Source organism: Limosilactobacillus albertensis, from assembly GCF_014145555.1.
GTDB classification, from domain to species: Bacteria; Bacillota; Bacilli; order Lactobacillales; family Lactobacillaceae; genus Limosilactobacillus; species Limosilactobacillus albertensis.
In genome coordinates this window covers 89,652-102,708 of record NZ_JACIVD010000065.1, presented here as the reverse complement: position 1 = coordinate 102,708, position 13,057 = coordinate 89,652, and the positions used below count along the sequence as shown (strand labels likewise).

Annotated in this window: 7 protein-coding genes; 1 reads left to right on the top strand and 6 read right to left on the bottom strand. The window is 39.9% G+C overall.

Annotated features, from left to right (window positions below; translation table 11 throughout):
• Nucleotides 1-66 precede the first annotated feature (66 nt).
• From rpoC to adhP, 6 genes are all read right to left on the bottom strand, one after another.
• A complete protein-coding gene (rpoC, locus tag H5S41_RS07095) occupies nt 67-3,702 on the bottom strand; it encodes a DNA-directed RNA polymerase subunit beta' (RefSeq protein WP_182597676.1) in 3,636 nt (1,211 codons plus the stop codon).
• A gap of 43 nt (nt 3,703-3,745) precedes the next feature.
• Complete coding sequence (gene rpoB / locus H5S41_RS07090) at nt 3,746-7,363, bottom strand: DNA-directed RNA polymerase subunit beta (protein ID WP_182602822.1); 3,618 nt, start codon at nt 7,361-7,363, stop codon at nt 3,746-3,748.
• A gap of 227 nt (nt 7,364-7,590) precedes the next feature.
• Nucleotides 7,591-8,193, bottom strand: coding sequence for a TetR/AcrR family transcriptional regulator (locus tag H5S41_RS07085; RefSeq protein WP_153709914.1), 603 nt, complete (start codon nt 8,191-8,193; stop codon nt 7,591-7,593).
• A gap of 269 nt (nt 8,194-8,462) precedes the next feature.
• Complete coding sequence (locus H5S41_RS07080; protein WP_182602821.1) at nt 8,463-10,955, bottom strand: ATP-dependent Clp protease ATP-binding subunit; 2,493 nt, start codon at nt 10,953-10,955, stop codon at nt 8,463-8,465.
• A gap of 14 nt (nt 10,956-10,969) precedes the next feature.
• Complete coding sequence (locus H5S41_RS07075) at nt 10,970-11,437, bottom strand: CtsR family transcriptional regulator (RefSeq protein ID WP_153709912.1); 468 nt, start codon at nt 11,435-11,437, stop codon at nt 10,970-10,972.
• A gap of 167 nt (nt 11,438-11,604) precedes the next feature.
• Entirely contained in the window at nt 11,605-12,627 is a 1,023-nt protein-coding gene (adhP, locus tag H5S41_RS07070; protein WP_182597679.1) for an alcohol dehydrogenase AdhP, read from the bottom strand.
• A gap of 298 nt (nt 12,628-12,925) precedes the next feature.
• On the opposite strand from adhP, the gene H5S41_RS11965 reads away from it, so the two are divergent.
• Nucleotides 12,926-13,051, top strand: a complete 126-nt coding sequence (locus H5S41_RS11965) for a hypothetical protein (RefSeq protein WP_259395109.1) — start codon at nt 12,926-12,928, stop codon at nt 13,049-13,051.
• Nucleotides 13,052-13,057: the final 6 nt, after the last annotated feature.

The window sequence follows — 13,057 nt, the reverse complement described above, 5'->3', positions numbered from 1 at the left end:
GTAATCACCTCATTCAAAGAAAAAAGGCAATAGCACCCTATACAGGTTACCATTGCCTTTTTTATATTAGTTTTGCTTATCTTCTTCTTTTAACTTTGCCTCAATATCTTTAATTGAGTAAGCAGCTACACTAACTTCTTTTGGCTTGATATTCCGGTAAGCACTCATACCAGTACCTGCAGGAATAATCTTACCAATAATAACATTTTCTTTCAAACCAACTAATGGATCATTCTTACCACGAATAGCGGCATCAGTTAATACACGTGTAGTTTCTTGGAATGAGGCAGCTGATAAGAAACTGTTTGTCTCTAAGGCAGCCTTAGTAATACCAAGAATTACCGGACGAGCCGTTGCAGGAATGTTACCAGCAACTAACGTGTCCTTGTTAGCATCACGGAATTGACTAATATCCATTAATTGACCAGGTAATAGATCAGTATCACCTGGATCCATAACGCGAACTTTCCGCATCATTTGACGAATCATAATTTCAACGTGCTTATCTAACAAGTCAATACCCTGCATACGGTAAACACCTTGAACTTGTGACAAGAGATAAGTTTCAGTAGAAAGAACGTCACGAACCTGAATTAATTCCTTAGGATCAATTGAACCTTCATTAAGTGGTGCTCCACGATGAATAAAGTCACCTTCAGCAACCTTCATTCGTGCAGTGATTGGAAGTGTGTAAGTCCGCGTATCAGTTTCACCCTTAACAGTAATATCTTTGGTTCGTTCAGCTGGATTTTCTTCAATCGATACAACCTCACCAGTAACTTCAGTAATTGTTGCACGACCCTTAGGATTACGTGCTTCAACAATTTCTTGGATACGAGGAAGACCTTGAGTAATATCATCGTTACCAGCAACCCCACCAGTGTGGAAGTTACGAAGAGTTAACTGAGTACCTGGTTCACCAATTGATTGAGCAGCAACAGTTCCGACAGCTTCACCGGCCTCTACACGATCACCGGTAGCGGCATTTCGTCCATAACAACGTTCACAAACACCATGTTCAGTATTGCAAGTAAATGCTGAACGAATAGTTACTTTCTTAACGCCCGCATCAACAATCTTTTGCGCCATTGCTTCATCAATAAGAACGTTCTTATCAACAATCTTTTCGCCAGTCTTAGGATCGAAAACGGACTTCATAGTGTAACGACCCATAATCCGATCGTAAAGCGGTTCAATCATTTCATTACCATTAGTAATAGCAGTAACTTCAAGCCCACGATCAGTACCACAATCTTTTTCACGAACAACAACATCTTGCGCAACATCAACAAGACGCCGAGTTAAGTACCCCGAGTTAGCAGTCTTCAAGGCTGTATCAGTCATACCTTTACGAGCACCGTGAGATGAAATAAACATTTCCAAAACAGAAAGTCCTTCATAGAAGTTTGACTTAACAGGTAATTCCATGATTTTACCGTTTGGTGATGCCATTAATCCACGCATTCCAGCTAACTGAGTAAAGTTTGAAATGTTACCCCGAGCACCGGAGTCAGACATCATGTTAATTGGGTTATGGATATCCATGTGTTCAATTAACTTGTTTTGAACTTCATCCTTAGCATCATTCCATGCACCAATTACTCGTTCATAACGTTCATCATCAGTAATTAGTCCACGACGGAATTGTTTTGTAATTAAAGCAACCTGCTTTTGTGCTTTATCAAGGATTTCTGGTTTTTCTGGCAAGTCGTGAATATCAGACATAGCAGTAGTCAAACCAGAAATAGTTGATTCATAGTATCCAAGGTCCTTAATACGGTCCAAGAATTGAGAAGTCTTAGTAACTTTGTAACGCTTGTACACTTCCGCAATCAAGTCAGATAAGAAGCCCTTCTTGAATGGCGGAACTAATGGTGCGTTTTCAAGGTATTCCTGAATATCTTGACCTGGTTCCAAGAAGAAACGGTCATCTACACCATTTTGAATATTTGCATCTGTTGGTTCATTGATGTAAGCAAAATCCTTAGGCATAATTCGGTTGAAAAGAAGTTTACCAACCGTTGTTACCATGATTTTGCCCCGTTGTTCATCAGTAAATGGCTTTTCTGGGAATGCAGATACTTGAACCCCAACACGGGTTTGTAATGAAACATAATCATTACGGTATGCAATTTCTGCTTCGTCAGTATCCTTAAAGATCATTCCTTCACCTTCACGACCCTTATCTTCAGTAGTCATGTAGTAGTTACCAATAACCATATCCTGTGATGGTGATACAATAGGTTCCCCATCACGAGGACTAAGAATATGGTGAGCAGCAAGCATCAGCAAACGTGCTTCTGCTTGTGCTTCATCAGATAACGGAACGTGAATAGCCATTTGGTCACCATCAAAATCGGCATTGTATGCTGAACATACTAATGGGTGAAGACGCATTGACTTCCCAGAAACCAAAATTGGTTCAAAAGCCTGAATACCTAATCGGTGGAGAGTAGGTGCCCGGTTTAATAGAACCGGGTGCTCTTTAATAACATCTTCTAATACATCAAAGACATCATCATCACTACGATCGATCTTTCGCTTAGCTGCTTTAACATTAGCAGAAAGACCACGCTTAACCAATTCATGCATGATGAATGGCTTGAACAATTCAAGAGCCATTGGAACAGGTAGTCCCATTTGATTTAACTTCAACGATGGACCAACATCAATAACTGAACGACCAGAGTAGTCAACACGCTTACCAAGTAAGTTTTGACGGAAACGTCCCTGCTTACCTTTAAGCAAGTGTGAAAGTGACTTCAATGGACGATTACCTGGTCCAGCAACCGGACGGCCACGACGACCATTATCAATCAAAGCGTCAACTGCTTCTTGAAGCATCCGTTTTTCGTTTTGAACGATAATTCCTGGAGCTTGTAATTTAAGAAGACGCTTTAAACGATTATTACGGTTAATAACCCGCCGATATAGATCGTTCAAATCAGATGTAGCAAATCGTCCACCTTCAAGTTGAACCATTGGCCGTAAATCAGGTGGCATAACTGGAATTACATCCATAACCATCCATTCAGGCTTATTTCCAGATTTAATGAAAGCTTCAAGAATATCAAGACGACGAATAGCTCGTGTCCGTTTTTGACCAGTAGCTTCCTTCAATTCTTCTTTTAATTCAGCAGCTTCCTTATTTAAATCAACATCTGCCAGAAGTTTTTGGATCGCAGCAGCACCCATTTCAGCCTTAAAACGGTCACCGTATTCTGCTTTCTTATCACGATACTCAGCTTCAGTTAAAAGCTGCTTCTTTTCAAGTGGAGTGTCACCAGGATCAAGAACAACATATGAAGCAAAGTAAATAACTTCTTCAAGTGAACGTGGACTCATATCTAATACGAGCCCCATTCGACTTGGAATCCCTTTAAAATACCAAATATGGGATACTGGAGCAGCTAATTCAATGTGCCCCATCCGTTCACGACGAACTTTTGCACTTGTAACCTCAACACCACAACGGTCACAAACACGACCTTTGTAACGGATACGCTTGTACTTTCCACACGCACATTCGTAATCCTTGGTTGGGCCAAAGATTCGTTCGTCAAACAGACCTTGCTTTTCTGGCTTCAATGTCCGGTAGTTAATCGTCTCAGGTTTTTTTACTTCCCCATATGACCAACTACGGATCTTATCTGGAGATGCCAGACCGATCTGCATACTTTCAAATTTATTGACATCAATCAAAGGATGTTCCTCCTTCTTTCAGTAAACCGTAGCAACCTAAATATTAATTTTGATTAGTTTTGTCATCGGTAGTTGATGAAGTTGCTTCAGATTTATTTTCTTCATCGTTCTTCTTTTCTTCTGTCTTATGCTGTTCTGCATACTTAGCTAATGCATCAACATTTACAACTTCATCGTCATCTTCATCCATGTTCTTCAATTGAATTTCTTCATTGTTACCATCAAGAACCTTCATATCAAGGCCTAATGCTTGTAATTCCTTAACAAGAACACGGAATGATTCTGGAACACCTGGCTTAGGAATTGGCTGACCATTGATGATGGCATCGTAAGTCCGAACACGACCAACCGTATCATCTGACTTGTAAGTAAGAATTTCTTGAAGCGTGTAAGCAGCACCATAAGCTTCAAGAGCCCAAACTTCCATTTCACCAAAACGCTGTCCACCAAACTGAGCCTTACCACCTAATGGCTGTTGCGTAACAAGTGAGTAAGGACCAGTAGAACGAGCGTGGATCTTATCATCAACCATGTGAGCTAGCTTAAGGTAATGCATGGATCCAACGGCGATTCGGTTTTCAAATGGTTCACCGGTACGTCCATCATAAAGGATCGTCTTACCATCTTCTGGGAAACCTGACTCACGAACAGCATCCCAAACATCCTTATCAGATGCACCATCAAATACTGGAGTTGCCATGTGAATGCCAAGACGACGAGCAGCCATTCCTAAGTGTAATTCAAGAAGCTGACCAATATTCATACGACTTGGCACACCCATTGGACTAAGCATAATATCAATTGGTGTTCCATCTGGCATATATGGCATGTCTTCTTCCGGCACAACGATAGAAACAGTACCCTTGTTACCGTGACGTCCAGACATCTTGTCTCCCACTTGAATCTTACGTTTTTGAGCAATGTAAACTCGAACCATTGTGTTTACACCAGGTGATAATTCATCACCGTTTTCACGAGTGAAGACCTTAACATCTTGAATAATTCCGCCACCACCGTGAGGAACACGTAATGATGTATCACGAACTTCACGTGACTTTTCACCAAAGATAGCATGAAGTAATCGTTCTTCTGCGGATAATTCTGTCATTCCTTTTGGTGTAACCTTACCAACTAAAATATCACCATCATGAACTTCGGCACCGACACGAACAATACCATTTTCGTCAAGATCCTTCAAAGCATCGTCACCAACGTTAGGGATCTCTCGCGTCATTTCTTCCGGTCCAAGCTTAGTTTCACGTGCTTCAGATTCATAAGATTCAATATGAATTGAAGTATAAACATCATCCTTAACTAACCGTTCGTTAATGGCAATGGCATCTTCGAAGTTGTATCCTTGCCAGGTCATAAAGGCAATCAGTGGGTTTTGACCAAGAGCCAATTCACCTTGTTCCATTGATGGACCATCGGCTAAAACATCGTCAGCATCAACATGTTCACCAACTTTAACAATTGGTCGTTGGTTGTAGTTCTTACCACCGTTTGAACGACGGAACTTCATTAACTTGTAAGTATCAAGCGTGCCGTCTTCTTCGCGAACACGAACTTCACGTGCATCAACATATTCAACCGTTCCTGGCTTCTTCGCAATCATTGCAACACCAGAGTCATGAGCAGCTTTGTAGTCGATACCAGTACTTACTAATGGTGCATGTGGATTAATCAAAGGAACAGCTTGCCGCTGCATGTTGGCACCCATCAAAGCACGGTTAGAGTCATCGTTTTCAAGGAATGGAATACATGCGGAAGCGACAGAAACAACTTGCTTAGGAGAAACATCCATGTAATCGATATTCTCGACACTTGTTTCAATGTAATCATCCTTATCACGAGCCATTACCTGGTCATCTACAAATGAACCATCATCATTTAATGGTGTGTTAGCCTGTGCGATGATAAAGTTATCTTCTTCATCGGCAGTTAAGTAATCGATCTTATCAGTTACCTTATGATCTTTCCATGAAACACGACGGTATGGAGTTTCAATAAAACCATATTTATTTACCCGAGCGTATGAAGAAAGACTATTGATAAGTCCAATGTTAGGTCCTTCAGGTGTTTCAATAGGACACATCCGACCATAGTGAGTATAGTGAACGTCCCGCACTTCATATCCAGCACGATCACGAGTCAAACCACCAGGACCAAGGGCTGAAAGACGCCGTTTATGAGTTAATTCACCTAATGGGTTCGTTTGGTCCATGAATTGAGAAAGTTGAGATGAACCAAAGAATTCTTTAATAGAAGCAACAACAGGTCGAATGTTAATTAATTGTTGCGGTGTAACGGTATCAGGATCCTGAATTGACATCCGCTCACGAACAACCCGTTCCATGCGGGCAAGCCCAATCCGGAATTGATTTTGAAGTAATTCACCAACTGAACGAATTCGACGGTTACCTAAGTGGTCAATATCATCTGTACTACCAATACCTTCTTGTAAATTAAAGAAGTAATTCAAGGAAGCAAGAATATCAGCAGGTTCAATATGCTTGTATTCTAATGGAATATGACCGTTACCGATGATAGGCACAACACGGTCAGGATCATTCTTAGAATATACTAGAATCTTTTGTAATTTAACCGGCTCCGTCACAACAGCTTCATCGGATGGAGTATACGTAATAGTCTTAAAGTCATCACGATCTAAGTAAGGTTCAAGCTTTTTGAGCAATTCCTTAGTAACAGTATCGCCCTTTTGAGCTAATACTTCTCCAGTATCCGGATCAGCTAAAGTTTCTGCTAAGGTTTCACCAAGTAAACGGTACTTAAGCATTAACTTCTTGTTAGTCTTGTAACGACCAACTGGTGCCATGTCATAGCGTTTTGGATCAAAGAACCGTGCTGTCAATAGGCTCCGAGCTGAATCGGCTGTCTTTGGCTCACCAGGACGAAGACGTTCATAAATATCCTTTAATGATTCTTCAACTCGGGAGTCTTCTGCATTTTTGTGAACATCTTTATCTAAAGTTAATGACAATGTTTCACTATCGCCACCAAACATGTCGATAATTTCATCATCAGAACCAAAACCTAATGCCCGAATTAATTCAGTCATTGGTAACTTACGAGTCCGATCGATCCGAACATATGAAACATTCTTAGCATCAGTTTCATACTCTAACCATGCACCACGGTTAGGAATGAAAGTTGCTCCGTAGTTTGGCCGACCATTCTTATCATTTTCTTCACTGTAGTAGACACCTGGAGAACGAACTAATTGTGAAACGATAACCCGTTCTGCACCATTGATAATGAAAGTACCTTGGTCAGTCATGAGCGGGAAGTCACCAAAGAATACATCTTGAGACTTAATCTCACCAGTCTCATGGTTAGTTAACCGTAACGTAACATGAAGTGGTGCTGAGTAGTTAGCATCGTGTTCACGAGCTTCATCAACAGTATACTTAGGTTCTAAAAGTTGATAGTCAACGAATTCCAAAGATAGCTTACCTTGGAAATCATCAATTGGCATAATATCATCAAACATTTCCCGCAAACCTTTATCCATAAACCAATTGTAAGAATCGGTTTGGATTTCAATAAGGTTTGGCAATTCGAGAACTTCTTTAATTCGCGAGTAGCTCCGACGGGTACGGTGCTTACCGTATTTAACTAAATGTCCAGCCAAACTGTTCACCTCTCTAATTTATTCCGTAAGCCCATTTAAATATTACATTTTGATTACAATTTGCCTAAAATACAACTTTTGGGCAAAAAAAATCCAAAAACAGTTCAATGACTGTCTTTGGCTTTTATGCAGAACCAGATGGACAATAGATCACCGGGTTCAAATGAACTCACAATTACATACTATTAAAGTATACGAGTTCTATTAAATTTTGTCAATATTTTTTTGAATGTTTTTTATCCTTTTCCGCCCCAATTTGATAAACCATTAATAATGCAGTCTAGAATTAATTGGTCACGCTGTTCAGGCGTAATAGAATGACCGCCAATTAGTTGAGAAGTGCCAAAAATTGGAGTTAATCCTGCAATGAATAATTCTGCTGCTTCTTTAGGAAGAATATCTGGACGCAACTCTACTTCTGGTTGGCGGAAGAAGGCAGCAATTGGTTCCAAATAATCCATTGTAAAGATCATATTAAGCTTTTGCTGTGCACTCTTAGATAAGAGACGCATTGCTTGGTTGTATTGATCATAAATACTCAATGGATGGTGTTTTTTCAATGCCTTAGTAATTTGCCATAATTGTTCATTAGGCGACAAATCATGTTTTCGCATTACCTTGTTGATATCCTGACGAACTTTTCCGCATAAGTTGGTCATTACATCAAGATACAAAACTTCCTTGTCACTGAAATGGTGGTATAAGGCCGGTTGTGTAATGCCGATTTGCTTGGCAATATCCCGTGTAGAAGTTTCACCAAAACCTTTTTGTAAGAATAATTTTGTGGCGGTTTTCAAGATCGCTTGTCTCGTCTTTTCTAATTGTTCCGCACGCTTCATCTATTATTCATCCCCTATTTTTTGATTATTAATTATCTGATAAACACATTATAAGACTATAACTTATCTTTTGACAACTGTTTTAGAAAAATAATCATCAAATGTGATAAATGAGTGCTATTTAGCTGGCAAATTATCGTTATCATTAGAGAACATATCTGGCATAATCAGCATTATTACCGATGAAAAATTATCAGTTATATTTAATAACGTATTTAAAATTAAAATGATGATAATTCCCAATATTGGATCATCATCACTTAAAAATCTTACTTATTCAAATTTAATTCAACAGCTTTATCTTCGTCTGCTTTTTTTACCTTAAAAGTAATTTTTCCTTGGTGAGCGCCAACCGTAACATCGTCACCAACATTAATCTCACCGCTTAATAACCCTGTACTCAAATCATCTTCGACATAGTCCTGCAAAGCACGGCGTAATGGTCGCGCACCATAAGCAGGATCATACCCAAGTTTTGCAATTAAATCAATTGCGGCAGGGGTCACTTTTAAGTTAATCCCTTGTTCACTTACTCGCTTATTCAAGTCTGCAACCATTAACTTAACGATTTGGTGAAGTTCCTTCTTTTGTAGCGAATGGAAGATAATCGTTTCATAAATTCGGTTAATGAATTCGGGACGGAAGTAAAGTTTCATTTGCTGTTTAATAGCAGCTGACATCGCATTGTAGTCTTGGGACATATCTTTTGCTCCAAAGCCTACTTCCTTTTCATCTTGCAATTGGGTTGCTCCAAGATTTGAGGTCATAATAATGATCGTATTTCGAAAATCTACCCGTCGTCCTTTAGCATCGGTTAAGTACCCATCATCTAAAACTTGTAGTAGTAAATTAAATACGTCTGGGTGGGCCTTTTCAGCTTCATCTAATAAAACAACAGAGTATGGGTGCTGGCGTACTTTTTCGGTCAACTGACCGCCTTCATCATAGCCAACATATCCAGGAGCAGCCCCGATTAGACGACTAGTACTATACTTTTCCATATACTCAGACATGTCAATCCGAATCATATTATCTTCTGATCCGAAAATAGCTGCCGCCAGCGCTTTAGCTAACTCTGTCTTTCCTACCCCTGTTGGCCCTAAGAACATGAACGAACCGATTGGACGACTTGGATCCTTTAACCCGCTTCGTGCCCGCCGGATCGCTTTGGCCACTACCGCAACAGCTTCATCTTGCCCAATTACCCGTTGATGAAGAACTTTTTCAAGATTAACTAAGCGTTCACTTTCGCTCTTTTTTAACTGTGTCAACGGAACACCTGTCCATTCGGCAACAACTTGGGCAATATTTTCACCAGTTACCTTTAATTTATAATTTTGTGAATTTTTCTTTTGATTGCGCTGCTCTTTACGGTCAATCTTATCTTTAAGCGCTAATTCTTGTTGACGAAGCGTTGCTGCCTGATCAAAGTCTTGGTTATCAATTGCCTCTTCCTTCTGTGCCCGCAAGTCTTCTAACTGACTCTCAAGAGATGGTTGCCGGTTCTTTTTATCTTCAGCATCAATTCTGACCATTGCTGCCGACTCATCAATTAAATCAATTGCTTTGTCAGGCAGGAATCGATCAGAAATATAACGATCAGACAGTTTAACTGCTTGTTCTAATGCATCATCAGTAATCCTAGCATGGTGATGTTCTTCATATTTTGGTCTTAAGCCGCGTAGGATTTGGAGAGTTTGATCTGTCGTTGGTTCGTCTACTTGGACAGTCGCAAATCGCCGTTCAAGAGCGGCATCAGATTCAATATACTTTTGATACTCGTCAAGGGTCGTGGCACCAATTGTTTGCAATTCACCACGCGCCAATGCAGGTTTTAAGATATTTGAGGCATCAATAGCACCTTCTGCACCCCCAGCACCAATTAGCGTATGAAGCTCATCGATGAAAAGAATTACATGCCCATCAGTTTGAATCTCATCAATGACTTTCTTTAGCCGGTCCTCAAATTCACCACGATATTTAGTACCTGCAACTAATGATCCCATATCTAACATCATTAATCGTTTATTTGCCAGCTCATCTGGTACCTTTCCATCAACCATTCGCTGAGCTAAGCCTTCTGCAATCGCTGTCTTCCCTACTCCTGGTTCTCCAATTAGAACCGGATTATTTTTGGTACGACGGCTGAGAATTTGTTCTACACGTTTAACTTCTTTCTCTCGCCCAATAACAGGATCAAGGCGGCCATTACGGGCTAGTTCTGTCATATCCCGAGCTAATTTATCCAAAGTAGGTGTGCCATTTTGCTGAGGCCGTCGCCGTACTTGTTGCCGATTTGCCGACCGTTGCTGGTTATCGGCAATTCCTAATCGTCGTAAAATAACCTTCCTCATCTGCCGTGGCACAATATCTAGACTGTATAGAATACGCGAAGATAGGACGCTCTCATCAGCAATTAAAGCTAATAATAAGTGTTCAGTTCCTATCTTTAACGCATGCATTTGTTGGGCCTCTCTACCAGCTAGTGATAGTACCTGTTTTGCTTTAGGTGAATATGGTAGATAATCTGATGCTCCTAAGTTTTCCATCGTCCCATAACCAATTAGACGTTCAATTTCTTCACGAATATCATCACTGGTTACAGAAAATTGTTCAAAAATCTTATTAGCAATGCCATCTTTATCCATTGAGAGAGCAAGCAAAAGGTGTTCAGTGCCCACTGCTTGATGTTTAAAATATTTTGCTTGTTCCTGCGCAATTGCTAGAACATGCTTTGCACTTGGTGTGAACATATTATCCATGTACAGTCCCCCTTTTAACTCTCATAGCGTAGTCGGTTCAAGAATGATATTAGAATCCGTGCTCGAAGATGATCTTCAGCTTTACTATCACCGATTGATAAAGCTTGTTTGGATAATGCCACTAACATCAAATCACCTTCACGTCTTGTAATTACGTTTTCTTCATATAATGTACGAACAATATCAAAAGCATCACGCTCACGAACCGAATCGCCAATTGCTTGAATGAGTGAGTTTAGCACATTTACGTCATCAAGTAAATTAACCCGCTCAATTCGAATATATCCACCGCCACCACGCTTGCTTTTAACTAAATAACCATTTTGAATGGTAAATCGAGTCTTTATTACATAATTAATCTGTGATGGCACAACATCAAAATGATTGGCAATCTCAGAACGTCGAATCTCGACCTGTGCTGAATCACCAAGAATTTCTTTTAAATATGCTTCGATAATATCTGAAATACTTTTATTCTCCATTATATCACCTCGGCTTCTCTGACTAATCTTGACCATTATTTTACCACACTTTTAAAACCGACGCCTAATTCTCTGATTATCTTTACTGATTTTAAGAGAATAATAAAGACTAGTGAAACCTTCTCGCTTCACTAGCCTTTTAGAGAATTAAATATGAACTATTTTAATTATTTATTGTGAACAAAATCAACAACGTTACGACCAACAACCTTATTATCCTTAAGTTCTTGAATCATGTCGTTAATTTCACTTAACTTACGAGTCTTTACAATTGGGTGAACCTTACCTTCAGCACCGAATTGGAAACATTCAGCTAAGTCTTGACGAGTACCAACTAATGAACCCGCAACAATGATACCATCAAGAACAGTCTTAGCAATGTTAAGCTTCATGTCACCTTGTGGAAGGGCAACAGCAACTAACTTACCATCTGGACGAAGAGAGTCAACAGCTTGATCAAAGGCAGCCGTCGTTACAGCAGTAACTACAGCAGCATGAACACCGCCAACCTTTTCTTGAATTTGTTGATCAACATCACCATCATGACGGTTAATCAAAATTTCAGCACCATTTTCCTTAGCAGCTTGAAGCTTGTCAGGGTTACCATCAACGGCAATAACGTGAGCGCCAAAGACATTGTGAGCAAATTGGATACCTAAGTTACCCAAACCACCAGCACCAACAATGGATACCCATTGACCTGGCTTAATGTCAGCAACCTTTAATGCCTTGTACATAGTAACACCAGCACAAGTTAATGAAGTAGCTTCAACAGGGTCAAGGCCTTCTGGAACCTTAACAGCGTAATCAGCTGGAACAATACATTGTTCAGCCATTGCACCATCGGCAGTATAACCAGCGTTAAGAACGTTCCGACAAAGGGTCTCACGACCAGTCAAACAGTATTCACAGTGTCCACAGCCCTTAAAGAACCAAGCAATTGATACTCGGTCGCCAACTTTTAAGGAAGTAACGCCAGGGGCAACCTTGGATACACGACCAACACCTTCGTGTCCAATAATCCGACCTGGCTTCTTGCCAAAATCACCAGCAGCACAGTGAAGGTCAGTGTGGCATAAACCACAGTATTCCATATCAACTAATGCTTCGCCCGGCTTTAAATCCCGGAGCTGAACATCTTTAACAGTAACGTATCCATCTACTGGATCATTAATTACAGCAGCCTTCATAAGGTAAGATCTCCTTTAATAAACAAATTACTTTTTACAATGCTTATAGTACCATAACTCCTTGACAAATTTAAAGTGAAATTTTGCACATTTATAGAACCCGTCATGATACCACTACAATATATCTACTCTTAAATCATTAACAGATAAGGAACCACCGCTTCTAAACCAATGCAAATAAATTTGTACAGTAAATCACTTACAATTTATCACTAAAAATTTACTTTTAATAAAGTCAGTTATTCTATCTCCACGAGGAATGTTATAATTTATTTAACCATTCAAAGGAGTGATATCAATGGCTTATGGATATATCACCAAGCTAAATGAAAAAGTAGAACGTCGGCATGTCCGTTACAATAATCGTTACGGGATAGCTATTGCGGCCGATATTTATGCCCCTAAAAATTTAAAAGAGGACTAATTATTA